Source organism: Streptococcus mitis (genome assembly GCF_002096895.1).
Classification (GTDB): domain Bacteria; phylum Bacillota; class Bacilli; order Lactobacillales; family Streptococcaceae; genus Streptococcus; species Streptococcus mitis_AH.
Map to the genome: position 1 here is coordinate 104,198 of NZ_NCVI01000016.1, position 25,682 is coordinate 129,879.

A 25,682-nucleotide genomic window follows, 5' to 3' on the forward strand; every position below is an offset into this window, starting at 1 on the left:
TCTATTTTTATCATCCTCATTTTATAGGGTGCTTTGAGTTATGAGTACATTATACACTGCTAAACTCCAATTTATCTTCTCTGTTCCTCAACTGTCCATTTTTGACCCTGAATTGTTATTTGAAAAGCAAAAATCCACCCCAAAGGATGGATTGATGATTTAACGCACTTCTGCATTGACTTTTTCTTCGAGAGAAGCTTGAATTTTTTCCATATAGCGTGCGACTTCTTCGTCCGTTAAGCTATCTTCTGGATTTTGGAAAGTCAAGCTATAAGCCATTGACTTCATACCTAGTCCCAATTTCTCGCCTGAGAAGACGTCAAAGAGTTTGATATCTGTCAAACGTTTCACGCCGGCAGCTTGGATAGTGTCCACAACTTCTTGGTGGGTCACTTCTTCCTTGAGAAGGAGTGCAACGTCACGGCTGACTGCTGGGAATTTGGTGATTTCCACAAATGGAGCAGCTGGTTGAAGGGCAGCTTCGATGGCTGAAAGGTTGAGCTCAGCTACATACGTTTCTGGAATATCGTAAGCCTTAGCAGTGACTGGATGCACTTGGCCAAGGAAACCAAGAACTTGGTCACCGAGTGAAATCATAGCTGTACGACCTGGATGAAGGCTAGCAATTTCAGCTGTAGCTGTATAAGTTACTTGGAGTCCCAAGCGAGTAAATAATGCTTCTAGGATTCCCTTAGCATAGAAGAAATCAACTGGAACTGCTGCTGTTTGGAAATCTTTTTCAGCAACCAAGCCTGTCAAGGCAAAGGCAAAGCTGTTGATTTCATTTGGAAGTTCTTCTTTTGGATTACCTGTTTGTTCAAATACTTTTCCAATCTCGTAAAGGGCCAAGTTTTTGTTCTTACGAGCCACATTGTAAGCAACTGTATCAAGGATACCAGAAATCATATTTTGACGGAGGACAGAACGATCCACTGTCATTGGCCACATAAGTTCCGTAAGGTTGCTTGGTTGAGCCGTAAACTCAACTGCTTTTTCAGGAGTTGTTAGAGCATAGGTGATGATTTCTGTCAAACCTGCTCCTTCAGCAATCGTACGAACTTGACGGCGGAGTTTTTGTGTCGCAGTCAATTCACCAGCTGTCCCATCGTCTTTTGGAAGGCTGGTTGGCAAGCGGTCATATCCATAGATACGAGCGATTTCTTCAAAGAGGTCCGCTTCGATGGTGATATCCCAACGACGACGTGGTACGCTGACTGTAAAGCTGTCTGCATTTCCAGAAAGACCAAAGCCAAGACGACGGAAGACGTCTTCTACATCAGCATAAGAAAGATCAGTTCCGAGGACACGGTTAACATCAGCAAGAGTTGAAGAAACTTCCACATCAGAGGTATCAAGCTCACCCGCTAAAACGATACCTTTACGTACCGTCGCACCTGCAAGCTCTGCAATCATGCTAGCTGCCGCATCAAGGGCTTCATTGACTGTTGCCACATTGATGCCTTTTTCAAAGCGAGAAGATGACTCAGAACGAAGGTTAAGACGACCGCTGGTCTTACGGATAGATTTGCCATTGAAAACAGCCGCTTCAAGGACGACACAACTAGATTTCTCAGAGATTTCTGTTGCTTGACCGCCCATGACACCTGCAAGGGCTACTGGCTTGTCTGCGACAGTGATAACTAAGTCATTCACGTCCAAGTCACGTTCTTCACCATCCAAGGTCACCAATTTTTCACCAGCACGCGCTTCACGTACACGGATGTCAGTCCCTTCAAAGGTATCCAAGTCAAAGGCATGCATAGGCTGACCAAAGTAGAGAAGGATGTAGTTGGTCACATCTACTACGTTGTTAATAGGACGGATACCTTCATTCATAAGAAGGTTTTGCAACCATTGTGGACTTGGTGCGATAGTCACATTGTCCAAGATACGAGCTGCATAGTAAGGTGCCTTGTCTGTCTCAATGCCCACAGAAAGAGCATCTGCTGCAGCTTGATCAGTTTCTGAAAGAGTAAATTCTTTAAAGTTGACCGCCTTGTCATAGATGGCTGCTATTTCGTGAGCTACCCCACGCATAGAAAGAGCATCCGCACGGTTGGGTGTGATAGAAAGTTCGATGATTTCATCATCCAAGTCTAGATATGAGAAGACTTCCTCACCTGGAACGGCATTTTCTGGCAAGATTTGGATGCCATCTGCGAATTCCTTTGGCACAACTGAGTCAGAAATTCCCAATTCGCCAAGCGAACAGATCATCCCAAGTGACTCAAGACCGCGGATTTTCCCTTTTTTGATCTTGTAATTGTCAGCGATGCGAGCTCCTGGAAGAGCCACCATAACCTTGATACCAGCACGCACATTTGGGGCACCACAGACGATTTGACGGACTTTTTCTTCGCCAACGTTAACCTGACAAACATGAAGGTGAGTTTCTGGCACATCTTCACAAGACAAGACCTCACCGACGACAATTTTTGAGAGACCAGTAGCCGGTGATTCGACACCTTCTACCTCGATCCCTGTAGTTGACATTTTCTCAGCCAACTCTTGTGATGGCACATCAATGTCCACCAATTCTTTTAACCATTTATAAGATACAAGCATAATTCTGATTGTAAGGTCCCACCAAGTAAGACCTTTTCAATTCCTTTCTTTTTCTTCGAGTCAGTCCTCACCATTTCTCGTCAAGAGTAGCTAACTAGGACTGTGTTTCAGGTTTCAATCTTATTTAAACTGTTCTGAGAAGCGGACATCTCCTTGGTAGAATCCACGGATATCGTTGATTCCGTAACGGAGCATAGCTACACGCTCTTGTCCAAGACCAAAGGCAAATCCAGAGTAAACAGTCGCATCGATACCACTCATTTCGAGAACACGTGGGTGAACCATACCGGCCCCCATGATTTCAATCCAACCAGTTTTCTTACATACGTTACATCCTTCTCCACCACACTTGAAGCAAGAAACATCCACCTCAACAGATGGCTCTGTGAATGGGAAGTAAGATGGACGCAGACGGATCTGACGCTCTTCACCGAACATTTTTTGCACAATCAACTGAAGGGTTCCTTGAAGATCTGCCATAGAGATATTTTTCCCAACAACCAAACCTTCGATTTGGTGGAATTGGTGACTGTGGGTCGCATCGTCTGTGTCACGACGGAACACACGCCCTGGTGAGATCATTTTCAAAGGACCTTTAGAGAAATCATGGGCATCCATAGCACGCGCCTGAACTGGAGACGTGTGTGTACGGAGCAAGATTTCTTCAGTGATATAGAAAGTGTCCTGCATATCACGGGCTGGGTGGTCTTTTGGAAGGTTCATACGTTCAAAGTTATAGTAGTCTTGCTCCACCTCAAAACCATCCACGACTTGATACCCCATACCGATGAAGATATCTTCGATTTCTTCACTTGTTTGTGTCAAAACGTGACGATGACCAGTCGCAACTGGACGACCTGGAAGTGTCACATCGATGCTCTCGCTAGCAAGTTGAGCTGCAACTTTCTTTTCTTCCAAGAGCTTAGCTGTTTCTTCAAAAGCAGCTGTCAAGACATCACGAGCTTCATTGACGTGTTTCCCGATAATTGGACGCATCTCAGCGGATACATCCTTCATTCCTTTAAGAATCTCCGTAAGCGAACCCTTTTTCCCTAAGACAGAGACACGCAAATCTTGCATCTCTTTTTCATTTTCAGCAGAAATCTGCTTCAAGCTAGCCAGCGTTTCTTCGCGAAGCGCTTTTAATTGTTCTTCAATAGTTGACATAATTCCTCCATCAGTCGCTTATCAGATAAAAAGAAAACCACATGCCAAAAACTCCACTCGGAGCGTTGACACGCGGTACCATCCGTTTTCATCTGACAAGTCAGACCTTCATTTCTAAATCCATGCGCAAGTGAATTCACCCAGCTTTCATATAGAGAGCTTGCAGTCACGGCTCTCCTCCCTGATATACTTCCCTTGAGTTACTAGTCTTGCGGATTCCTATTCAATTACTACTTAGTTTATCAGATTTTTAGTTAAAAAACAAGTTAGATTAAACTAATTTCAGTATAAAAAGGAACAAGACACAATACACTACCTATTTGTAGGGCCTGTTTCATCTGCTTTCCTTTTCAACAAAATAGTTGCTGCTTGATTAAAACCATCACACCAGTTATACCATTTTGCTTCATACTCATCTTGAGCTAAGATATGATTTTTTAAATCCAGAACAGAGTAAATCATTCTTTCCTCACAAGCTTGCGCATAGAGATGATATAGTTCATCACCACCATCTCTATCCCACTCAGCAGAAATCGTATCCCGACCTGCCAATAAAGCCTGATAAGCCCTGTGATGTCCATCTGTAATCAACAAGCAATTTCCAAAGGCAAGAATACTGATTGGATCGACTTGGATTGTTTCTGCCGACTGGTAAAGCATCTGAATATCTTGCAACTTCTTTTCTGATAAGTATAGTTGAGTCGGATGAAGATCTGCTATATTGACTTTCATTTCTTTCTCCTCAAAGGAATTTGATACTCACTTCTGCTTGCCTTTAAATCGCCATTGGAATCGGAGCTTGTCATAGAAGGGAAACTCGATAAACAGGACTCCCAAGCCCACACAGAGACTGGCAAGGACATCTGATGGATAGTGAACTCCCAGATAGACCCTTGATACCAGCACACTGACTAGGTAGAGACCAAGGACGATTTGCACGATTTTTCTCCAGACTGGATTTTTAATCCGTTGACTGAGAATGACAATCAGAGAACCGACCAGCAAGGTTACAGCCAGAGAATGGCCGCTTGGGAAGGAAAATCCCTTCTCCTCAACCAAGTGTAAAATAGCTGGTCGTGGGCGCTGGTAGATATTTTTAAAGGTCACGATTAAAAGACCAGCCAAAGCCAAATTCCCTAGCATGAAGAAACTTTCTATCTTCCACCGCTTACGATAAAAGATAAAGGCTACGATGACAACCCAAGTGATAATCACTGGGATATCAATCAGGCGTGTGATGGCTCGGAAAAGAATAGTCAAGTAATCTGGCAAGTCTCCTCGAACGGCAGTCTGTATCGGTTGGTCAAAACCGACCAGCGTTTCAGGGTAAAATTTGACCATGTAGCCAAGAATAACGAAAAGTAAAAGGGCAAAACTGCCCTTCATTAAAAATGTTTGTTTATCTCTCATAATGTTTTAAGGTTGGTTTCAAGAGAACATACAACAACCAGAATGAAACGGAAAAGATTACACCCTCAATCAAGTTAAAAGGTAATACCATGGTCATTAGGTAGTTGGAAAGTCCCAAAATTTTTCCAATATCAAAGTTAGCAAACTTAGCGTACAGAGGAACAGCGTAAACATAGTTGAGAACCAACATAGCCACGGTTAAACCAATAGTCCCAGCTAGAGAGCCTAGTAGGAAACGAAGGGTTGTCCGTTCCTTTTTCCAAATCAAAGCAAATACGATGACAAAAACTCCCAAAGCTACGATATTCATTGGCAAACCAATGTAAGTATTCACTCCCTGGCTGTTAAGAAGCAATTTCAAGAGTGAGCGAAGCAAGAGAATTCCTAGAGCAGCAGGCAAATCCATGACCACCAAGCCCACAAGGACTGGCAAGATACTAAATTCGATCTTGAGGAAGGACGCCGCTGGCAAAAGCGGAAAGTCAAAGTACATCAGCACAAATGAGATGGCTGATAAAATCGCAATGGTCGAAAGTCGACGTGTGTTTGTCATAACAGGTTCCTCCAATTTTCTATAAAATCAGAAGAAGTTAGAAAGGATTCCTCTATCTATTCTCACTTTTTATATCCCAAAAGTTCCCTCTCACTCTATTAAGGAAATTTAAGCAAGCGGTTACAGTTTAGCTATAAATCTATCAGAACAGACAAAGCTATTCTTTCGTCTTCTCCCATCCAGACTATACTGTCGGTTGTGGAATCGCACCACATCAGCTTACGCTCGCGGACTTCTTTAAAGAGAAGGAAATAGAGATTTTTCTTTTAGACTAGGCGACAAGCTGTAGGCATAACTTCTGGTTAGGCAAAGCTTGTCAACAAAGTATAAAAGGAAAAGATCATTTCCTAGTTAAAGTCACCGCCGGTCGGGAATCACACCCTGCCCTGAAGACTCTTTTATCATAACAAAAAACGCTTGCAAGCGCAAGCATTTTGTTCATTTTCATTTTCATTTTCATTTTTTATTTCAATTTATCTGCTTCATAGGTATGGACGAGCTCAAGACCTGCAAAGTTCTGCTGGCGGAGAGCTTCATAGACAATCATGCAGACAGTATTCGACACATTGAGACTGCGGACGTGTTCATCATTCATGGGAATACGGAGAGCTTTCTCAGGATGTTCTCGCATAAAGTCCTCTGGCAAGCCCTTGTCTTCACGTCCAAAGAGAAAATAATGGTCCTCGTCAGTCGATAAATCCACCTCAGAATACACTTTCTCAGCAAATTTTGAAATTAGATAGAGTTTTCCCTTCATCTGAGACATGAAATCTTCTAAACTGTCGTAAAAATAAATCTCTAGCTTATCCCAATAATCCAATCCAGCACGCTTCATCTTACGGTCATCGATAGGAAAGCCCATAGGCTTGATGATGTGGAGGGGAGAATTGGTCGCAGCGCAAGTACGCGCGATATTGCCTGTATTTTGTGGAATTTGAGGTTCAAATAATACAATGTGATTTGTCATGACTTGCTTCCTTTCACCATTGCAAAAAAATAGCCACACTGCCCGGAGTCAAGCTCAGCAAACAGCGTGGTTAAGGCATCGTTAACTTACCTCACAACAGGTTTGAAGTAAATCAGCGAAACTACTTTCTTAGTATAACACTTTCAGAATCATTGTCAATAGAAACGACTTGATTTTTTCAATTTTTTCAAGCTATTTCCAAGGGTTGTAAAATCGTCCCTGATTCTGCAAGATAAGTAATAAACTAGCTACTAAAAACACAGCTGCCAAGAGCAAGGTAAGATAATCTCCTTTTTTCAAGGCCTGGTAACTATACCAAGTCCGCTTTTTCTCTTTTCCAAAACGGCGAAGCTCCATGGCGGTCGCGATGGTATCAATGCGTTCTAGCGAGCTAAAAATCAAAGGCGTGATAATGCGCAGATTGCCTTTGATTCGTTGCATAAGAGAAGCTTTCTTGGATAATTCCATCCCACGCGCCTCCTGAGACATCTTGATCGTAAAGAATTCTTCCTGCAAATCTGGAATATAACGCAAGGTCAGGCTGACAGAATAGGCAATCTTGTAGGGCACACCAATTTGATTTAAACTGGAAGCAAACTGACTAGGATGGGTTGTCATCAAAAAGATAATAGCCAGAGGAATAGTGCAAAGGTACTTAATGGCCAGATTTAGCAGATAAAAGAGTTCTTGGCTGGTCAGAGTGTAGGCACCGATTCCCTGCCAAATCACACTCCTCTCTCCGTAAAGTCCAACCCCATACTCGGGAGAAAAGAGATAGACCATCAAGACGTTTAAAACGGCAAATACCGTCGCAAAAACGGCCACAAAGGAAACATCTTTAAAACGGATTTCTGACAAATAGAGGAGAAAGACCGAAAAGATGGCAATCAGAACAAGCAGTCTGGTATCATAGCTAATCATGGCAGCCAATGACACGAGAATGAAAAAGAGGAGTTTCCCAGCTCCTGACAAGCGATGAATCACAGTATCTCTATGCTGGTAACCGATTAATTTTGCTTGCATCCTTCTCTCCTTTCTTTGTAAAATGCCGTTAAAGCAAGTGGATCCACGTCTAGTTTCTTGGCCAAGTTAAAGATTGAAGTTTCTTTTAGATTAGCTTTTACTAACAGCCCAGGATTGCTCAACAGACTAGCTGGATCGGTATCTGCAATCAGTTCCCCATCCACCATGACAAGGACTCGGTCTGAATAATCCAGCATCAATTGCATATCATGGGTAATCATGACAATGGTATGCCCTTTTTGATGCAGTTCTTCAAGAAATTCCATAATCTCAGTATAGTTCTTCTGGTCTTGACCTGCTGTCGGTTCATCTAAGAGGATAATTTCAGCCCCTAAGACCAAAATCGATGCAATAGTCACACGTTTTTTCTGACCAAATGACAGGGCAGAAATCGGCCAATTACGGAATTCATAGAGACCACAGATTTTCAAAGTTTCATAGACTCTCGTTTCAATTTCCTGCTCTTCCACACCTCGCAAACGAAGTCCCAGAGCCACCTCATCAAAAATCATATTGGTTGAAATCATTTGATTAGGATTTTGCAGCACATAGCCTACTCGTTCCGCCCGCTCTGCAACAGAATCTCCCTTGATATCCTGGCCTTCCCAAAGATAAGAACCTTCTGTCTGGATAAAGCTACTTATGGCCTTGGCTAGAGTTGACTTCCCAGCCCCATTTTTCCCGACAATAGCAATCTTTTCACCCTTTTTAATATCTAAATAAATGGATTTTAAAATCGGTCTATCATCATAAGAAAAAGACAGATCCTCTAATTTAAAGAGTGACTGCAAATCTGGCGTCTCTTTTGCCAGTTCATTCTGCAACTGAACCTGGCCTTTTGAGATAGACAAGTTGTCCAAATTTGCTAATTGTTCTTCCTTCTTTAAATCCACACCCAATTGACGGAGAGTGGTTAGATAAAGGGGTTCTCGAATTCCATTTTGGGTCAATAGATCAGTCGCCAGTAGCTGGTCAGGGCTCCCATTAAAGAGGATACGACCATCGTTTATCAAGACAATCCGATCCACAGGACGATGCAGAACGTCCTCCAAACGGTGCTCGATAATAAGTGTCGTCGTCCCCTCCTCCTTATGAATCTGATCAATCAATTCGATAATATCCTGACCTGACTTGGGATCCAGATTGGCGAGTGGCTCATCAAACAAAAGAATCGGACTCTCATCAATCAAGACACCAGCCAGACTGACTCGCTGCTTTTGTCCACCTGACAAATCCTGAGGACGCTGAGACAGTAAAGAAAGAAGGTCCAGCTTTTCAGACCATTTATGAACACGGCTTTTCATCTCTTCTAAACTTGTTACATCATTTTCTAGAGCAAAAGCCAAATCCTCTGCCACGGATAAACCGATAAACTGCCCATCTGTATCCTGCAAAACCGTGCTAACCAGATGAGATTTATCATAGATACTCATATCAAAGGCTGCTTGCCCCTTAATCAAAAATTCTCCAGACGTCTGACCCTTGTAAATATTGGGAATAATCCCATTCAAACACTGACCCAAGGTAGACTTACCTGACCCAGATGGCCCAACAATTAAGACTTTCTCTCCCTTGTAAATGGTTAAGTCCACTCCTTGCAAGGTCGGTTCTTGTTGCGTTTCATACTGGAAAGAGAAACCCTTCCACTCAATTATAGCTTCTTTCATCTTACTCTCTTCATTCGCTTCTTCTACTCAATGAAAATCAAAGAGCAAACCAAGAAGCTAGCTGTAGGTTGCTCAAAACACTGTTTTGAGGTTGCAGATAGAGCTGACGCGGTTTGAATTAGATTTTCGCAGAGTATTAGACTTCTATTTTATCATAAATCAAGCCCTTCTTGCAGTCTCTTCTCGTAAAATCTTAGCGTCAAAAAGAGTCCTATCATAGCTTGCTTGCCTGACTAGTCTATAAACATCGAAAAAGACTGGTTGCCCAGCCTTTGCCTTTATGTTAATCCTTTTTCAAACTTCCTGAACGAGTCTGCGTACGTGAATAAGCTAGCAAGAGAAGAGTACCTGCGATAGCTACAGTTACAGCATTAGCAATTCCCGCAACAATCCCTTGGGCAAATACTTTTTCTGCAGCTTCTTGATAAATCACAACATCTCCAAGTGGTGCCAAGACACCCCAAACAAGAGCATTTGCAACAATCTGAATGAGGTTAAAGAAGACAATATCCTTCAACTCAAAAACACCCTGTGTTACTCGAATGTATTTTCTAAAGAGTCCGACGACTAGACCAAATAGACCACTAGCAATAATCCAAGTCCACCAAAGACCGTAGCCAGCAAGAGAGTCCTTCACTGCATGACCAATTAAACCAACAAGTAATCCCACTAGAGGGCCAAAAATGATAGACAAGAGGCTCTGTACCGCATACTGAAGCTGGATGCTTGTATTTGGAACAGGTGTCGGAATGCTGATCATCCCGATGACAACGAAGAGCGCAGCTCCAACACCGATAGCAACAACTTGTTTAATTGATTGATTTTTCATCTATATTCTCCTATTTTATGATTCTATTTTCTTTATTTCAATGGTCCAAGATGAACCAACACCTACATTATAGGCCTTGGCAAAGGAACCTTGGTTGATAGCCAAACCTAAACGATAGAGAGAGTTGATGTAAAGGATGGGTTGCCCAATTCTCACATCTGCAAATGATTTGCCATAAACAACCTGATTTTGATAAACCAGCATATCTGCGTGATAGATAGTCACTTCAAAACGGTCACCAAAGTCTGGTTCCAGTTTGTAAAATTCTTCTCGTGTGACAGAGGTCCAAAGCGAACCAAAACGCACATCTAGAATATCAATAGCTCCCTTTACCAGATGATCTTCAATGATTGTCTCTACGACTGGAAGTTCCACAATCTGATCTACACTGAGCTCTGGCCCCACTTCCTCAAAACTAATGTGACCACTAGCCAGTTTAGCACCAGTATAAGCATAAACATCACGACCGTGGAAAGTATAAGAATGCTCTGTGTTTTGACGTCTATTGGCCACTTCAGAAATTTCACGAATGGCTACAATACCAACGTGTTTCTTGATAAAAGAAAGAGTCCCATTATCTGGCGTGACAATGTATTGATTTTTTGCAGTCTTGGCAACCACACTCTTACGTTTCGAGCCGACACCTGGATCGACCACCGATACAAATGTCGTTCCCTCAGGCCAGTAATCCACAGTCTGAAAGAGACGGTAACTTCCCTCAAAAATATTATAAGGCGTAATATCGTGCGTCAAGTGATGAATTTTTAAGGTTGGAGATTCTTCTAAAGCCACTCCAATCATAGCCGATACCGCACCATCAACCAGACCAAAGTCTGATTGTAATACCAGTAAATTATTATTCATTTTATCTCCTTATATATCCTTTATCATACCATATTTCAGAGAAAGTCGCTAATAGCTATTTCAATTGGTTAGGGTATAGTTTTACCTTATAGCAAATTTCCTACTAAAAACTCTGGTGATTAGCTAGTAGGTGCATTTTTTCTTGAAAAAAGGTATGATAGTTACATCATGAAAAAGTAGGTTTTATTATGAAAATTATCCTTGTCGGAGGGGGAAAAGTTGGTTCTGCCCTCTGTCGCTCCTTGGTTGCAGAAAAGCATGATGTTTTGCTGATTGAGCAAGATGAAGCTGTCCTCAATCATATTGTCAATCGCTTTGATATCATGGGTATCCTTGGCAACGGAGCTGATTTCACCATTCTTGAACAAGCAAGTGTCCAGGATTGTGATATCTTTATCGCCCTGACTGAATACGATGAAGTGAACATGATTGCAGCCGTTCTAGCCAAAAAAATGGGAGCTAAAGAGACCATCGTTCGGGTGCGGAACCCTGAATATTCTAACTCTTATTTCAAGGAAAAGAATATTCTCGGTTTTTCTCTTATCGTTAACCCTGAGCTCTTGGCTGCCCGCGCTATCGCGAATATCATTGACTTCCCCAACGCCCTCTCTGTCGAACGTTTCTTTGGTGGACGCGTTAGCCTCATGGAATTCACTGTTAAATCCTCCAGCGGTCTTTGCCAAATGCCCATTTCTGATTTTCGGAAAAAATTTGGCAATGTCATTGTCTGCGCGATAGAAAGAGATCATCAAATTATCATCCCAAGTGGTGACATGACCATACAGGATAAAGATAGAATCTTTGTCACTGGTAACCGTGTTGATATGATGCTCTTCCATAATTATTTTAAATCACGTGCCGTGAAGAGCCTTCTTATTGTTGGAGCAGGTAGAATTGCCTATTATCTACTAGGTATTCTCAAAGACAGTCGTATCGATACCAAGGTTATTGAAATCAATCCTGAGATCGCCAGCTTCTTTAGCGAGAAATTCCCAAATCTTTACATCGTTCAAGGAGATGGGACCGCAAAAGATATCCTGCTGGAAGAAAGTGCTCAAAACTATGATGCCGTTGCGACTCTAACAGGAGTCGATGAGGAAAATCTGATTACTTCTATGTTCCTTGACAGCGTAGGTGTGCAGAAAAATATTACCAAGGTCAATCGTACCAGTCTCCTAGAGATTATCAATGCGCCTGATTTTTCAAGTATCATCACACCTAAAAGCATTGCTGTAGATACGATTATGCACTTCATTCGTGGTCGCGTTAATGCCCAATATTCAGACCTTCAAGCCATGCACCATCTAGCTAATGGCCAAATTGAAACCCTGCAATTCCATATCAAGGAAGCTAATAAGATGACTGCCAAACCACTTTCTCAACTGAAATTGAAAAAAGGGGTTCTGATTGCAGCCATCATTCGAAAGGGCAAGACTATTTTCCCTACAGGGGAGGATATGCTTGAAGTCGGAGACAAGCTCCTAGTAACAACCTTGTTGCCAAACATCACCAAGATTTATGACTTGATCGCGAGGTAAGAAATGAATAAGAGTATGATTCGTTACCTCCTTTCAAAGTTACTTTTGATTGAAGCTGTTCTCCTCTTGGTTCCTGTAGCTGTAGCTGTCTATTACCACGAATCGAGCCAAGTCTTTACAGCCCTCTTTACAACGATTGGGCTTCTCGTATTACTAGGTGGTTCAGGAATTTTACAAAAGCCAAAAAATCAACGGATTTATGCCAAGGAGGGAATCTTGATTGTTGCCCTCTGTTGGATACTTTGGTCTTTCTTTGGCGGTCTCCCCTTTGTCTTTGCTGGGCAAATTCCCAGCGTTATCGATGCCTTTTTTGAAATCAGTTCTGGCTTTACAACTACTGGAGCAACTATTCTGAACGACGTTTCGGTTCTCAGTCGTTCCCTCCTCTTCTGGCGAAGCTTTACCCACTTGATTGGAGGAATGGGAGTGCTTGTTTTTGCACTTGCTATTATGGATAACGCCAAAAATAGCCACCTAGAGGTGATGAAGGCTGAGGTTCCTGGCCCTGTTTTCGGTAAAGTAGTATCCAAGCTAAAAAATACTGCCCAGATTCTCTATCTCCTTTATCTAGCTCTCTTTTCCCTCTTTGTCATCATCTATTACCTAGCCGGAATGCCCCTATTTGATAGTTTTGTCATTGCCATGGGAACAGCGGGTACAGGAGGATTTACCGTCTATAACGACGGAATTGCCCACTATGGTAGCTCACTGATTACCTATCTGGTTAGTATCGGAGTTCTGGTTTTTGGGGTAAATTTCAACCTCTACTACTACCTCATGATCCGTCGCGTCAAGGCCTTCTTTGGAGATGAAGAACTTCGGGCTTACTTATTCATCGTAATGATTTCTACAGGCTTGATCAGCCTTAATACCCTCTATCTCTACCCGGGATTTTCAAAGAGTTTTGAAATGGCCTTCTTCCAGGTTTCCAACATCATTACAACAACTGGTTTTGGATATGGAGATATTACTAACTGGCCTCTCTTCTCCCAGTTTATCCTCCTCTTTCTCATGGGAATCGGTGGCTCCGCTGGATCAACCGCAGGTGGACTCAAGGTTATTCGAGGCCTCATCCTTTCAAAAATTGCCAAAAATCAGATTTTGTCAATCTTATCGCCCCACCGTGTTTTGACCCTCCATGTTAATAAAACGGTGATTGACAAGGATACCCAGCATAAAATTCTCAAGTACTTTGTCATCTATTCTATGATTTTGCTAGCACTTATCTTTATTGTCAGCCTAGATAGCAATGATTTCCTAGTCGTTACCAGCGCTGTCTTTAGCTGTTTCAATAATATCGGACCTATCCTAGGAACCACTTCTAGTTTCGCAATCTTTAGTCCTATTTCAAAAATCCTCCTCTCCTTTGCAATGATTGCAGGTCGTTTGGAGATTTACCCAATCCTACTTCTCTTTATGAAGAGAACTTGGTCTAAAAGATAAAATACAACCACACCTTGTATCTAACAAAGTGTGGTGTTTTTCTTTATCCCAAAACCAATTCATCACTGACCAGACTTTGGCCACTATTTTTCTGGAAAAGATGCATAAGATCTTCAACCGTCAGATGCTTTTTCTCCTCTCCCTTGACATCCACCACTATCTTACCCTGATAGAGCATAATGATACGATTGCCGTACTCAATCGCATGGTTCATATCGTGGGTAATCATCAAAGTCGTCAACTGATGGTGTTCCACAATCTTTTGCGTCAAGTCCATCACCATTTGACTCGTTTTCGGATCAAGCGCCGCAGTGTGTTCATCCAAAAGCAAAAGTTTAGGTTTCACCAGAGCTGCCATGACTAGGGTCAAGGCCTGTCTTTGTCCTCCTGAAAGGTATTGGGTATCCACTTTCAAGCGATTTTCAAGGCCAATATTCAACTCTTTCAAGGCCTCTTGGAACTGGATTCTCTCCTTCTCCTTCACGCCCCAACCAAGCCCTCTCTTCTGCCCACGTCTCAAGGCAATAGCCATATTCTCCTCAATCGTCAAACGAGAAGCTGTTCCCATCTTAGGATCTTGAAAAACACGGGCAATATCCTTGGCTCTCTTTCTTACACTAAGATTTTTAATGGATTTGCCTGCCAATAAAAGGTCCCCTTCATCCACCGATAGATTGCCAGCCAAGATATTCATCAAAGTGGATTTCCCTGCTCCATTTCCACCAATCACAGAGATAAAATCTCCCTCTTCAACCTCTAAGTCTAATCCTTTGAGGACATGGTTCTCATTGACCGTCCCTGCTTCAAAGGTTTTGTGAATATTTTCAAGTGTTAACAAACTTGCCATAACTTTCTCCTCCTATTCATTTCTCAGTTTCAAACCACGAATCTTTAATCTCTTTTGCAGTTCTGGTGCAAATAACACTAAGGCTAGCAAGATTGCATTAAAGAGACGTACCAGGTTTTGATCTAGATTTGGAATTTCATAGATATTTAAAATAATCAAACGGTAAACAATGGCACCGATTCCGATAGATAACAAGCGACCTCCAATGGTCAAGTCGTGTATCAAAACTTCTGCAATAATAACTGCACTCAAACCAACAACGATGGTTCCTGTCCCAGAGGTTACGTCTGAAAATCCATCATTTTGAGCGAACAAGGAACCACACAGGGCAATCAAACCATTTGAAATCATGTAACCAACAATCTTCATGGTGTCTACATTGACCCCATTAGCCTCACTCATCGGAATATTGTCCCCAGTCGAACGCAAGACCAATCCAATCTCCGTTTTCATCAAAAGAGTCAAGACCAAACAAACAAGTAGGAGACAGGCCAAACTGAATGAGAAAACAGCTTCTTCATTTGTCAGCCCCAAGCTCGCCAATTGTTTAAAGACAGTTGAAGAATCTCCCAAGGAAAGGTTGGGCACACTGCCCATGATTTTAATATTGATTGAATAAAGCCCTGTCAAGGTCACAATCCCTGTCAAGAGAGCTGGGATTTTCATCTTGGTGTGGAGCATTCCTGATACAAGACCAGCTACCATACCTGCCAGCAAAGCAAGTAAGGTCGCAATCCAAGGATTTGTCCCTGCCTGTATCTGCGATACAACGACAGCTGCCCCCAAAGGAAAGGCTCCTTCAGCAGTCATATCCGCAATATCCAAAATACGGAAAGTCAAGTAAACTCCAATGGCCATAATCGACCACAACAAACCTTCTGATAAACTAGATAATACAAAACTCATCTTAAACCTCCCTATTCCTTGCTTTCCAACTTACTAATATCAATTCCTAGTGCATCTGCCATTTCTTGATTGGTATGCAATTCCAGTTTTTCAGGCAACTCAACTGCTATATTTTCTGGTTTCTCACCTTTTAAGACACGAATCAACATGCGGGCTGTCTGCCGTCCCAATTCTTCATAATTGGTACCGTAGTTATACAAACCACCAACCGCAATCATTTCCGTTGAGCCACCGAATACTGGAACCTTGTGTTTAATAGAAACCTGCTTAACTGTTTCCATGGTTGACGAAATGATATTGTCCGTTGGTACAAAAACCATATCCACTTCTGCCATCAAACTCTCTGCTGCCGCTTTGACATTGTTACTGTCCAAGATTGTTTTTTCAACAACGGTAAAGCCTTTTTCTTCCAGAAGTCGCTTAGCTTCATCCTTTTGGACAACTGAGTTTGGCTCGCTCTGAGTATAGAGGATTCCAATTGTTTTAGCTTTTGGCAACACTTTCTTTATCAAATTGATTTGGGTTGAGATAGCATCTGATGACTGATCACTTGTTCCAGTTACATTGCCCCCAGGATGCTCTCTTGACTCTACCAACTTGGCACTGACAGGGTCTGTTACAGCTGAAAAGATAACCGGTGTCGTTTGTGTTGTATTAGCCAAGCTCTGAGCAGAAGGCGTTGCGATAGCTAGAACGACATCACTAGATTCTGCTAGTTGCTGGGAAATCGTTTTTAGGTTTCGTTGTTCTCCCTGTGCATTTTGCAAATCAATCTCGATATTTTTCCCTTCAGCATAGCCTTGCTTGGCAAGCTCATCCACAAACCCTTCTCTAGTAGCGTCTAAGGACTGGTGGGTAATAAATTGCGAAATACCGATACGAAACACATCTTTTTTCTTATCTGCCTTCAACTGATGCAAACTAATCAGAGAGGTCAAGAGAATCCCCACTACCAAGAGAGGGGCTAGTAATTTTCGAACAACTTTCATAATGAAACTCCTTCTCAGAAAAGATAAAACAAAAAACCGCCTAGATACTATCTAAACGGATGCTTGAAATAAGCTAACAAGTTACAACTTAGCTAGTCCATTTAGATATTCATCTATATGGACCACAATCAAAAATCTTAGCCACATAGATACAAACAAATTGCTTGAACTGTTTGCATCCATGGTGACATGTCTACAAACACTATCTAAAGTAGCTAAAGTAAAAGTTTTGATTCATCGTTACAGCTTGTCTCTTATTCATTTCTTTTTCTGCTTTCTTTTTTGATGTTTCCTATCTTACCACCTTTTTCATCAGCTGTCAAGAATATTTCAGAATTTTTTAAAATTTTTCGAAAATTCTTTCAGGATACTTTCAAAGATTTTTTCAAATCAGTCCAACAAAAAAAGGTTTATAATTCCCATATCAATTTTTATGGAAATTATAAAACCATTATTAGTTTAACCCTTGTTGGTAACGCGCCAATTCGGCTTGGTTAGCCCAAACATAGTGACCTGGACGGATTTCTACCATAGATGGCTTATCAGTCTCATAGTCGTGTTGACTTGGGTCGTAAACTTTCAAGACCTTCTTACGTTCCAAGATTGGATCTGGGATTGGTACCGCTGAAAGCAAGGCTTGAGTATATGGGTGAATTGGATTGTTAAACAATTCTTCTGTTTCTGCAACCTCTACAATAACACCCTTGTAAATAACTGCGATACGATCTGAAATAAAGCGAACGACAGACAAGTCATGGGCGATGAAGAGATAGGTCAAACCAAGTTCTTTTTGGAATTTTTTGAGCAAGTTCAAGACTTGAGCACGCACAGAAACGTCCAAGGCTGAAATGGGCTCATCCGCAATAACAAAGTCTGGTTGCATGACCAAGGCACGGGCAATACCGATACGTTGACGTTGACCACCTGAGAATTCATGAGGGTAACGAGTCAAGTGCTCAGCAAGAAGCCCCACTTCACGGATAATATTTTTAACTTTCTCTTTACGTTCTTCTTCATCCTTGAACAGATGATGATTGTAAAGACCTTCAGAAATAATATAATCAACAGTCGCACGTTCATTCAAACTTGCGGCAGGATCTTGAAAAATCATCTGGATACGACGAATCAATTCTGCAGCTTGTTCACGCGATTTCTTACCATTAATCTTTTGACCATCAAAAATGATATCCCCATTACTTGTATCATTAAGACCGATGATGGCACGACCAATAGTTGTTTTCCCACTACCTGACTCACCTACAAGCGAGAAAGTTTCTCCCTTGTTGATAAAGAAGTTAGCATTTTTAACTGCGACAAACTTCTTACTTCCTTCACCGAAGGAAATTTCTAAATCTTTGATTTCTACTAATTTTTCAGACATTTCCTTCCTCCTAGTCAGCCAGATGGGCAAATCCCATTTTTTCACGAATCTTATCATGGAGATTTGCAATCACAGCTGGTTTTTCTACTTTTGGAGCATCCTCATGAAGTAGCCAAGTTTTAGCCCAATGTGTCTCTGATACTGAGAATTGAGGAGCTTTTTGTTCGAAGTCAATCTGCATTGCATAGTCAGAACGCAAGGCAAAGGCATCCCCTTTCAGGTCAGTATAAAGTGACGGAGGTGTTCCTGGGATTGAGTAAAGATCCCCTTTATCATCAGCAAGCTGAGGCAAGCTAGACAAGAGACTCCATGTATATGGATGGCGAGGGTCATAGAAGACTTCCTCAACAGTTCCATACTCAACGATTTCTCCTGCATACATAACCGCTACCTTATCTGCAATACTTGCCACCACACCAAGGTCGTGGGTGATAAAGATTGTTGTGAAATGGTACTCGTTTTGTAAAGATTTCAACAAATCAATAATCTGAGCTTGGATGGTCACATCCAAGGCAGTCGTTGGCTCATCACAAATCAAGACATCAGGTCGGCAGGCAAGAGCAATCGCAATAACGATACGTTGACGCATTCCTCCAGAATATTGGAATGGGTATTCATCAAAACGTCTATCTGCATCTGGAATCCCAACCTTATTCATGTAGTCAATGGCCAATTCTTTCGCTTCTTTAGCTGTTTTTCCTTGGTGTTTTACAATAACTTCTGTAATCTGACTACCAATTGTTTTAATTGGGTCCAAACTAGTCATTGGATCTTGGAAGATAGTCGCAATCTTAGCGCCACGAATTTGTTCCCAATCCTTGTGAGAAGATAAAGCTGTCAAATCTTGACCACGGTAGTCAATGCTACCTTGGGCAATGCGACCATTTTCTTCAAGCATACCTGTGAAAGTCTTTGTCAAAACAGATTTTCCTGATCCTGACTCACCTACCAAGGCTAATACTTCTCCTTCAACTAGTTCAAGGGAAACGCCGCGAATGGCTGTCAATACTTTGTCACGAACGTCAAATTCCACGACAATATCGCGAGCAGTCAAAATTACATTTTTTTCTTTTGTCATTTCTACTCCTATCTATGTGTACGTGGATCACTAGCATCCGCTAAGTTTTGACCAACTACGAAAAGGGACAAGGATACCAAGACAAGAGTTGTCAATGGAATCCAGAACAAGTAAGCATTTGTTGTTACGTTCTGTGAATAATCTGAAATCAAACGACCCAAACTTGGCACTGTAATTGGTAATCCAAGACCGAAGAATGACAAGAAGGCTTCGTATGAGATAAAGCTTGGAAGCATTTGAGTCATGGTTGTCACAATAACAGATACCAATTGAGGCATGATATTTTTGGCAACAATCTTCAAGGTTGGTGTTCCCAAGGTACGTGACGCCAAGTTGTATTCCAAGTCACGATAACGCAAGATTTGCACACGAATCATGAAGGCAATCCCAATCCATGTTGTTACACTCATGGCAAAAATCAGATTCCAGAATCCAGCTCCGATTGAGTAAGTCAAGACAATGACAATCAAAAGAGATGGGATGTTTGAGATGACGTTGTAAACTTCCATCATCACGCGGTCAACTGATTTTGAAATTCCCCAAATACCACCGACAAAAACACCGATAACCAAGTTAATCACTGTCGCAATCACAGAAATGAGGATAGAGTTACGAGCTCCGAACCAAACACCGTCAAAGAGAGATTTACCGTTACTGTCTGTACCGAACCAATGCTCAGCATTTGGCTTGATATAACGAGCACTAAAGTCGTTTACCTTGCTGACATCATTGAAATCAAACTTAGAAAACATTGGGTAGATGAAACTCATCAAAATGATAGCTACCAAGATTCCCAACATGACTACAGTTGATTTTTTCTTCATAAATTGTCTAAACACTGAACCCCAGTATGAATAAGCTGGCGCATCAATGGCTTCAGAGGCAAAATCGTCACGTTTTACGAACTGAAATTTTTCTTTATCAATTGTAGACATTATTTGCCTCCTTTCTCAGTCAATTTAATACGTGGGTCAATAATAGTCATCCAAATATCTCCCAAAAGAAGTGAGAAGATAGAAATACATGTAAAGATGAAGACAAGACCAACGACCATAGAGTTATTAGATGCTTTTACAGAGTCAATCAACATTTTACCCATACCTGGGAAGGCGAAGACTGTTTCAGTAAGGGTTGCACCACCGATAACCCCGATAACAGCACCAGGAATTCCTGAAACCAGCGGAACCATGGCATTTTTAAAGATGTGTTTGTTTGAAATTTCTTTTTCAGACAAACCTTTTGCACGAGCAAAACGAACAAAGTCCTGTGATTGCAAATCAATCATGTAACGACGAATCCAAATAGCTGTACCAGGAGCACCCAATAAACCAAGGATAACTGCTGGTAAAACGTAAGAACGCCAATCTCCCGCACCCAAAATAGGGAATGAATCTGGAAGACCAATTGATGATCCAATCAAACGAACAATGTAAACCAAGGCAATGGTTGGAAGGGCCATCAAGAAGGTCAAAAACCCTGTTGAGAAGCTATCAATCCAAGTATTCTTGAAGCGAGCCATAGCTGAACCAAGTGGCACGGCAATCGCATAAGAAATCACCAAACCAATCAATCCAACGACTGCAGAGCTAGCAATCATAGAAGGATATTGGTAGTTGCTTTCAGTTGCAGTATATGGGTCATCTTTCCCATAGTTAGCTACTTCACGAGAATCAGCCTGACTAGGCGATTTGTAGGTTCTTGAGTAGATATTAACTGAAGATGTTTTCTTACCAGTTGGGAATTGCACTTCTGATGTCTTAGTTTGACCTTGTCCTTGTGTGATAACTTGAAGCACAGGAGTATTAGCATAAGTTGGATATGAATCACCCAAATTCAAGTTCACAAAGTTTTGGTGAACAAATGGGAACTGACTATTGAAGTACAAGAGGTACTTGTGTTTAGTCCCTGAACCTACCAGAGACCAGCCGATAGCGGGATCATTTTCAAAACGCAAATAACGCTCCAAATTTGGATTTTCTGGGTCCTGAATCTTGTTTGTGTGGTCGATATCAAGCAAGTTTGCATAGAATTTAAACACACGTTCAAAAATTGGAATTTCACGTGTAGCGTAGAATTGGCCACTTTCAGTAAATTCTCCCAGGGTCCAACCATGACCGATTTGTTTGATGTATTTTTCATAGATAGCCTTGTTGGTATCATTGGCTTCAACTGTTACAGAAGCATCCATCTGGCTAGCTTTTTCTTGCAACTCTTTGGTATCGTAGTACTCGATATAGCCCATACGCTCATAAACGGTATTCTCATAGTTATCACGTTTATCAGCAGTTGTAGCAATCTTGTTATAGTTGGTATCCTGTTTGAAAATCAATTTTCGAGGAACCATTGTATAGATAATCGTGTAAGTCAAGGTTGTTACTAAGAAGATAGAAACCAAGGACCGCAAAACACGCATAAAAATATATTTTTTCATATCATTTCCTTTAAAAATCCCAAAAGAACCTTCTCCTCATGGAGAGAAAGTTCTATTGAAAATTATTTACTTCACATGACTTGCCAATTCTTTTTGAGCTTTTTCGTTTGACTCAGTCTTTTCTTTCAACCATTTTTCACGAGCTTTTTCATACTCTTCTTTGGTGATTGCTTTTTCACCAACTTCAGTGTACTTCAAGTATCCTGAATTTTCACCTTTAAGGCCGGCTACAGAATATGAAGAGCTAAATGGTAGAACTTTTGAAACATATGAAACGGCTGTTTCTTTAGGAGAAGCCATTACTGGAATTGTCAAAGCATTGTCAGTCAACCAAGCTTGTGCCACCGCGTATTTTTCATAACGTTTTTGAACATCTTGGTTTTCGCTGTTTGCGTCATCAAGTAATTTTCCATAGTCAGCTAAACCAAGTTTGCTTACTACTGATGCATCTGTGTTTTGGTCAATACCAAGGTAAAGGCGAGTGCTTCCTCCCTTAAGGACGAATTGATCCAAGAAAGTAGAAGGATCTTGATAGTCCGGGTTCCATCCTAGCAAGGTATGGATATCCCAGTCTTGCTCTTTAGCTGTTGGAGCGCTAAATGAAATTGGTAAAGCTTCTGCTTGAGTCATTTGTTGTAAGTCTACAACAACATTATCTGAACCCAATACTTTTTCAATTGATTGTTTCAATGATTGAACACGGTTTACAACCGCTGTTGATTCTTGGATAACCAGGGCATCCAAGTGGATTGGGAATTCAACACCTTCAGCTTGTAGACTTGATTTGGCTTTAGCAAAGACTTCTTTCGCTTTTTCTTCATTGTAAAGGCCATTTTGAGAATCTGCTAGAGACACGTTTGACCAAGTAGAAGAATTTGTCTTAGCCAAGCTATCTTGTACCAATTCACCAAATGTTTTCTTACCAACTTGAAGATTATATGGTGCGAATGTATTACGGATGGCTACTGCAGCTCCATCAGTACCATTTGTTTGAGCTGAGTAAGAATTGCGATCGACAGCAAAGTTCAAGGCTTGACGGAATTCCTTGTTTAGCAATGCTTTCTGAGTAGATGTCTTTTGAGCATCACTTGTTTTGGCAGTATGATTATAGGTTGTACGGCCATAGTTCAAGCTGACAGTTGCAACACCCGCTCCTGGTTCATTAAAGTAAATGTTATCTTTAAAGTCAGCTGCATATTTTTCATATGTAGAACTTGTAGGGAAGATACGAGCCTTGCTATATTGACCATCAGCAAAACCTTTGGCAATCACATCTTGGTCCTTACCATCCCAGAAAGTGAACTTAACGTTCTCAATTTTTACATTTTCTTTGTCCCAGTAAGCATCATTTTTAGCCATCTCGATAGATGATTTTGGAGTTACAGATTTTAAGACAAATGGACCGTTATAAAGAATAGAGTTAGCATCGGTTGGGGCACCAAAACCTTCCCCTTTTGAAGTTAAGAATTCTTCATTAACCGGCATCAAAACACCACTAGTGGTCTTGTCATTCCAGAAAGTTTCTGGCTGGTTCAAGGTATATTCTAGTGTTTGATCATCAAGTGCTTTTACTCCAACGGTTGAAAAATCGCTTGTTTCACCCTTGATATAGGCTTCTAATCCCTTAATAGAAGAGCTAACGATTGAAAGTCCTTTTGATTTTCCATCTACGGCGTGTTTCAAACCAGTAACGAAGTCTTTAGCAGTTACAGGAGCGTATTCCTCTCCCTCTGCTGTCACCCATTTAGCATCCTTACGGATTTTATAGGTATATGTCAAACCATCTTTTGAAACTGTCCATGATTCAGCAATAGAAGGAACCAAGTTACCATATTTATCATTAGCCAACAAACCATCTACAGCATTTGTTGTGACGAATGATGTTGAATCGATATTGCTGACGATATAATCCAAAGTTTCTGGATCTGTTTGATAGACATATTGGTAATCTTTTGCTAGTTTAGCATTATTTGAACTAGTGTTTGAACACGCAGCTAGAACTCCTGACGCTAATAAGGTAGCTCCCGCTACAGCAAGCACTTGACTTTTTTTCATTTATTTACTCCTCTTATAAATAAAGTATAGGTTATCATCAATTATATCATAGATTTCAAGAAAAGTAAACGAATTTTCAGAATATTTAGGCTTATTGACACAAAAAATCTGAAAAAGCTATTGACTGAAAATCATTTTCAAGGTATAATAATAAACGTTAAGGCGGTATAGCCAAGTGGTAAGGCACGGCTCTGCAAAAGCTTGATCGTCGGTTCAAATCCGTCTACCGCCTTCTATAACTTGATTTTTTCAGGTTTCATTTAAACAGAAAGCCCAATTTAAAGGGCTTTTTTCTTTTTTCCTCGAATAAATACGTATAACCTTAAAAAACTTTTGAGACTAGGTTGGGGCTGAGTTTTTCGAGGACACAATTCCCTCTTGAAATCAACTGAAAAAAGCTTCGTCACGCCTGGTGACAAAAGCCTCTAGTTTACTCTGTTTCTTCTTCTATTTCAACTTCGGTAATTTGGACTTTTACCTTGGTAACACGTCCATTTTTCACTTTATCATTGGTTAGGATAAGCTGTTTGTTTTGGCTGACTAATTCATAACTGAGTTTCTCAGTCGTTGGAATGGTCCCCACTCCTGTCAAATAGTAACCAGCGATGGTATCAACATCATCACTTTCCAGTTCAACATCAAAGTAGTCATTAAAATCATTGAGATTCATGGTGCCTTGAACGATATAAGTATCTTCTCCAATTTTATGAACTTCGATTTCAGCCTTATCTGTTTCGTCATCGATTTCCCCAACGATTTCCTCTAAGAGGTCTTCCAGGGTCACCAAACCAGCCATCCCACCGTATTCATCCAGCAAGATTGCCATTTGTCTTTGGGTATTGCGCAATTCTTTTAACAAGTCATCCACAAAAATAGTTTCAGGAACAAAAAGTGGATCTTGTAAGATTTTCTTCCAAACAATATTGTCAAAACCGTCCACAAAGCCTGCCTTAAGGAGACTCTTGGTATGAATGATTCCAATCACATTGTCTTTATCCCCATCATAAACTGGTATACGGGAGAAGTTTTGTTTTAAAATGCTTTGGATAATGGTTTGACTATCATCCTGAATATCGACCATGAAAGCATCTGTCCGAGGAACCATGACTTCTCTGGCCATCAATTCGTCCAGTGAAAAAATCCCCTGTAACATCTCAATTTCGTCAGCATCTAGTGTTTCTTCACTATTTGTCAGCATGTACTCAATTTCATCACGGGTCATTTTTTCGTCAGCATCATCAAAGGTCATAGGAGTCAAACGACTCAAAAGATTGGTAGACGCAGACAAGAGCCAGACAAAAGGACTAACTAATTTCCCCAGCCCAATGATAACTGGCGCTGTACGAATCGCCAAGGCATCCTTTAGATTAAGAGCGATTCTTTTGGGATACAATTCCCCAAAAACGATGGAAATATAAGTCAAAAATGCTAAAGATAGAAAACTTGCAACGGCATAAGCCGTTTCGCTATTTCCAAGCCAAGAAGCAATTTCTCGTCCCAGAGTGTCTGCCAAACTCGCCCCTGATAAGATCGTAATCAGGGTAATCCCTACTTGAATGGTTGATAAAAAATGGTTAGGATTTTCTAGTACCTTCAGCAGACGGATATAGCGTCTATCTCCTTCTTCTGCCTTTTGTTCAACCCGCGCACGATTTAGTGACACCATGGCCATTTCTGTGGCTGAGAAAAAGGCATTTAACACCGTCAAGATAAACAATAAAACAAATTGTAGCAACAAATTCTGACTACTTGGGTCTTCCATAGTTCTTCTCCTAAAATAGTATCTTATCCTTTATTATATCACAAAATATAGTCCAGTACATATTATTTTTCCCATACTCTTCGAAAATCTCTTCAAACCACGTCAGCTTTATCTGCAACCTCAAAACTGTGCTTTGAGCAACCTGCGGCTAGCTTCCTAGTTTGCTCTTTGATTTTCATTGAGTATCAGTGTCTATTGTAGCCCTGC

General features: G+C 41.1%; 22 protein-coding genes, 1 tRNA gene and 1 riboswitch. Of the genes, 4 read left to right on the plus strand and 19 right to left on the minus strand.

Features of this window, described 5'->3' with window-relative positions; genetic code table 11:
• The first annotated feature begins 40 nt into the window (after positions 1-40).
• Entirely contained in the window at positions 41-163 is a 123-nt protein-coding gene (locus B7697_RS09465) for a hypothetical protein (protein WP_275655547.1), read from the plus strand.
• On the opposite strand, the gene pheT is transcribed toward B7697_RS09465, so the two are convergent.
• From pheT to B7697_RS01840, 10 genes are all read right to left on the minus strand, one after another.
• Positions 160-2,565: a phenylalanine--tRNA ligase subunit beta gene (gene pheT, locus B7697_RS01790; RefSeq protein WP_084950040.1), complete on the minus strand. Its 2,406-nt coding sequence runs from the start codon at positions 2,563-2,565 to the stop codon at positions 160-162. The two genes, B7697_RS09465 and pheT, sit on opposite strands and share 4 nt — an antisense overlap.
• Before the next feature lie 120 nt (positions 2,566-2,685).
• Positions 2,686-3,732: a phenylalanine--tRNA ligase subunit alpha gene (pheS, locus tag B7697_RS01795; RefSeq protein WP_049524320.1), complete on the minus strand. Its 1,047-nt coding sequence runs from the start codon at positions 3,730-3,732 to the stop codon at positions 2,686-2,688.
• Between the two features lie 312 nt (positions 3,733-4,044).
• Entirely contained in the window at positions 4,045-4,464 is a 420-nt protein-coding gene (locus B7697_RS01800; protein WP_084950042.1) for a chromosome partitioning protein ParB, read from the minus strand.
• Positions 4,465-4,491: 27 nt separating this feature from the next.
• On the minus strand, positions 4,492-5,142 hold the full coding sequence (locus B7697_RS01805) for a phosphatase PAP2 family protein (RefSeq protein ID WP_084950044.1): 651 nt from the start codon (positions 5,140-5,142) through the stop codon (positions 4,492-4,494).
• Positions 5,132-5,695 (minus strand): ECF transporter S component, encoded by a 564-nt coding sequence (locus tag B7697_RS01810; RefSeq protein WP_000185823.1) that lies wholly within the window; start codon positions 5,693-5,695, stop codon positions 5,132-5,134. Before B7697_RS01810 ends, B7697_RS01805 begins: the two co-directional genes overlap by 11 nt.
• 163 nt (positions 5,696-5,858) lie before the next feature.
• Positions 5,859-6,093, minus strand: a riboswitch (FMN riboswitch).
• A 65-nt stretch (positions 6,094-6,158) separates the two neighbouring features.
• Entirely contained in the window at positions 6,159-6,662 is a 504-nt protein-coding gene (locus tag B7697_RS01815) for a tRNA (cytidine(34)-2'-O)-methyltransferase (protein WP_084950046.1), read from the minus strand.
• Positions 6,663-6,854: 192 nt separating this feature from the next.
• On the minus strand, positions 6,855-7,685 hold the full coding sequence (locus B7697_RS01820) for an energy-coupling factor transporter transmembrane component T family protein (RefSeq protein ID WP_084950049.1): 831 nt from the start codon (positions 7,683-7,685) through the stop codon (positions 6,855-6,857).
• A complete protein-coding gene (locus B7697_RS01825; protein WP_084950050.1) occupies positions 7,670-9,352 on the minus strand; it encodes an ABC transporter ATP-binding protein in 1,683 nt (560 codons plus the stop codon). The genes B7697_RS01820 and B7697_RS01825 overlap by 16 nt, the downstream gene beginning before the upstream one ends.
• Positions 9,353-9,635: 283 nt before the next feature.
• Positions 9,636-10,181: an ECF-type riboflavin transporter substrate-binding protein gene (locus B7697_RS01835; RefSeq protein ID WP_000795929.1), complete on the minus strand. Its 546-nt coding sequence runs from the start codon at positions 10,179-10,181 to the stop codon at positions 9,636-9,638.
• 15 nt (positions 10,182-10,196) lie between these two features.
• A complete protein-coding gene (locus B7697_RS01840; RefSeq protein ID WP_084950051.1) occupies positions 10,197-11,045 on the minus strand; it encodes an SAM hydrolase/SAM-dependent halogenase family protein in 849 nt (282 codons plus the stop codon).
• A gap of 188 nt (positions 11,046-11,233) precedes the next feature.
• Here B7697_RS01840 and trkA point away from each other — a divergent pair, with 188 nt between their 5' ends.
• Entirely contained in the window at positions 11,234-12,583 is a 1,350-nt protein-coding gene (trkA, locus tag B7697_RS01845) for a Trk system potassium transporter TrkA (RefSeq protein ID WP_084950052.1), read from the plus strand.
• A gap of 3 nt (positions 12,584-12,586) precedes the next feature.
• On the plus strand, positions 12,587-14,026 hold the full coding sequence (locus B7697_RS01850) for a TrkH family potassium uptake protein (RefSeq protein ID WP_084950054.1): 1,440 nt from the start codon (positions 12,587-12,589) through the stop codon (positions 14,024-14,026).
• Between the two features lie 43 nt (positions 14,027-14,069).
• Here the strand turns inward: B7697_RS01850 and B7697_RS01855 are convergent, their stop codons facing one another.
• From B7697_RS01855 to B7697_RS01890, 8 genes are all read right to left on the minus strand, one after another.
• Positions 14,070-14,873, minus strand: a complete 804-nt coding sequence (locus B7697_RS01855; RefSeq protein WP_084950055.1) for an ABC transporter ATP-binding protein — start codon at positions 14,871-14,873, stop codon at positions 14,070-14,072.
• Positions 14,874-14,885: 12 nt separating this feature from the next.
• Positions 14,886-15,779, minus strand: coding sequence for an ABC transporter permease (locus B7697_RS01860; protein WP_000011439.1), 894 nt, complete (start codon positions 15,777-15,779; stop codon positions 14,886-14,888).
• A gap of 11 nt (positions 15,780-15,790) precedes the next feature.
• Positions 15,791-16,768 carry an ABC transporter substrate-binding protein gene (locus B7697_RS01865; protein WP_024057377.1) on the minus strand — a complete coding sequence of 326 codons (978 nt, stop codon included), beginning with the start codon at positions 16,766-16,768 and terminating at the stop codon, positions 15,791-15,793.
• A 454-nt stretch (positions 16,769-17,222) separates the two neighbouring features.
• Positions 17,223-18,149 (minus strand): ATP-binding cassette domain-containing protein, encoded by a 927-nt coding sequence (locus B7697_RS01870; protein ID WP_001291284.1) that lies wholly within the window; start codon positions 18,147-18,149, stop codon positions 17,223-17,225.
• A 10-nt stretch (positions 18,150-18,159) separates the two neighbouring features.
• Entirely contained in the window at positions 18,160-19,227 is a 1,068-nt protein-coding gene (locus B7697_RS01875; RefSeq protein WP_000159550.1) for an ABC transporter ATP-binding protein, read from the minus strand.
• An 8-nt stretch (positions 19,228-19,235) separates the two neighbouring features.
• Positions 19,236-20,162, minus strand: a complete 927-nt coding sequence (gene oppC, locus B7697_RS01880; protein ID WP_000103691.1) for an oligopeptide ABC transporter permease OppC — start codon at positions 20,160-20,162, stop codon at positions 19,236-19,238.
• On the minus strand, positions 20,162-21,658 hold the full coding sequence (locus B7697_RS01885) for an ABC transporter permease (RefSeq protein ID WP_020902008.1): 1,497 nt from the start codon (positions 21,656-21,658) through the stop codon (positions 20,162-20,164). Before B7697_RS01885 ends, oppC begins: the two co-directional genes overlap by 1 nt.
• 66 nt (positions 21,659-21,724) lie before the next feature.
• On the minus strand, positions 21,725-23,713 hold the full coding sequence (locus B7697_RS01890) for a peptide ABC transporter substrate-binding protein (RefSeq protein ID WP_000749582.1): 1,989 nt from the start codon (positions 23,711-23,713) through the stop codon (positions 21,725-21,727).
• Positions 23,714-23,874: 161 nt separating this feature from the next.
• Between B7697_RS01890 and B7697_RS01895 the strand changes: the two genes are divergently transcribed.
• Positions 23,875-23,945 (plus strand) — tRNA-Cys (locus tag B7697_RS01895).
• 198 nt (positions 23,946-24,143) lie between these two features.
• Here B7697_RS01895 and B7697_RS01900 read toward each other — a convergent pair.
• A complete protein-coding gene (locus tag B7697_RS01900) occupies positions 24,144-25,475 on the minus strand; it encodes a hemolysin family protein (RefSeq protein ID WP_084950057.1) in 1,332 nt (443 codons plus the stop codon).
• Positions 25,476-25,682 lie beyond the last annotated feature (207 nt).

Bases quoted from the DNA above. Each gene is read 5' to 3' on its own strand.
- B7697_RS01810 (WP_000185823.1), bottom strand. From the start codon at position 5,695: ATGACAAACACACGTCGACTTTCGACCATTGCGATTTTATCAGCCATC.
- B7697_RS01825 (WP_084950050.1), bottom strand. From the start codon at position 9,352: ATGAAAGAAGCTATAATTGAGTGGAAGGGTTTCTCTTTCCAGTATGAA.
- B7697_RS01875 (WP_000159550.1), bottom strand. From the start codon at position 19,227: ATGACAAAAGAAAAAAATGTAATTTTGACTGCTCGCGATATTGTCGTG.
- B7697_RS01815 (WP_084950046.1), bottom strand. From the start codon at position 6,662: ATGACAAATCACATTGTATTATTTGAACCTCAAATTCCACAAAATACA.
- B7697_RS01840 (WP_084950051.1), bottom strand. From the start codon at position 11,045: ATGAATAATAATTTACTGGTATTACAATCAGACTTTGGTCTGGTTGAT.
- B7697_RS09465 (WP_275655547.1), top strand. From the start codon at position 41: ATGAGTACATTATACACTGCTAAACTCCAATTTATCTTCTCTGTTCCT.
- B7697_RS01900 (WP_084950057.1), bottom strand. From the start codon at position 25,475: ATGGAAGACCCAAGTAGTCAGAATTTGTTGCTACAATTTGTTTTATTG.
- B7697_RS01890 (WP_000749582.1), bottom strand. From the start codon at position 23,713: ATGAAAAAAAGTCAAGTGCTTGCTGTAGCGGGAGCTACCTTATTAGCG.
- oppC (WP_000103691.1), bottom strand. From the start codon at position 20,162: ATGTCTACAATTGATAAAGAAAAATTTCAGTTCGTAAAACGTGACGAT.
- B7697_RS01850 (WP_084950054.1), top strand. From the start codon at position 12,587: ATGAATAAGAGTATGATTCGTTACCTCCTTTCAAAGTTACTTTTGATT.
- B7697_RS01820 (WP_084950049.1), bottom strand. From the start codon at position 7,685: ATGCAAGCAAAATTAATCGGTTACCAGCATAGAGATACTGTGATTCAT.
- B7697_RS01805 (WP_084950044.1), bottom strand. From the start codon at position 5,142: ATGAGAGATAAACAAACATTTTTAATGAAGGGCAGTTTTGCCCTTTTA.
- B7697_RS01885 (WP_020902008.1), bottom strand. From the start codon at position 21,658: ATGAAAAAATATATTTTTATGCGTGTTTTGCGGTCCTTGGTTTCTATC.
- B7697_RS01835 (WP_000795929.1), bottom strand. From the start codon at position 10,181: ATGAAAAATCAATCAATTAAACAAGTTGTTGCTATCGGTGTTGGAGCT.
- B7697_RS01860 (WP_000011439.1), bottom strand. From the start codon at position 15,779: ATGAGTTTTGTATTATCTAGTTTATCAGAAGGTTTGTTGTGGTCGATT.
- B7697_RS01800 (WP_084950042.1), bottom strand. From the start codon at position 4,464: ATGAAAGTCAATATAGCAGATCTTCATCCGACTCAACTATACTTATCA.
- B7697_RS01870 (WP_001291284.1), bottom strand. From the start codon at position 18,149: ATGTCTGAAAAATTAGTAGAAATCAAAGATTTAGAAATTTCCTTCGGT.
- B7697_RS01865 (WP_024057377.1), bottom strand. From the start codon at position 16,768: ATGAAAGTTGTTCGAAAATTACTAGCCCCTCTCTTGGTAGTGGGGATT.
- pheS (WP_049524320.1), bottom strand. From the start codon at position 3,732: ATGTCAACTATTGAAGAACAATTAAAAGCGCTTCGCGAAGAAACGCTG.
- trkA (WP_084950052.1), top strand. From the start codon at position 11,234: ATGAAAATTATCCTTGTCGGAGGGGGAAAAGTTGGTTCTGCCCTCTGT.
- B7697_RS01855 (WP_084950055.1), bottom strand. From the start codon at position 14,873: ATGGCAAGTTTGTTAACACTTGAAAATATTCACAAAACCTTTGAAGCA.
- pheT (WP_084950040.1), bottom strand. From the start codon at position 2,565: ATGCTTGTATCTTATAAATGGTTAAAAGAATTGGTGGACATTGATGTG.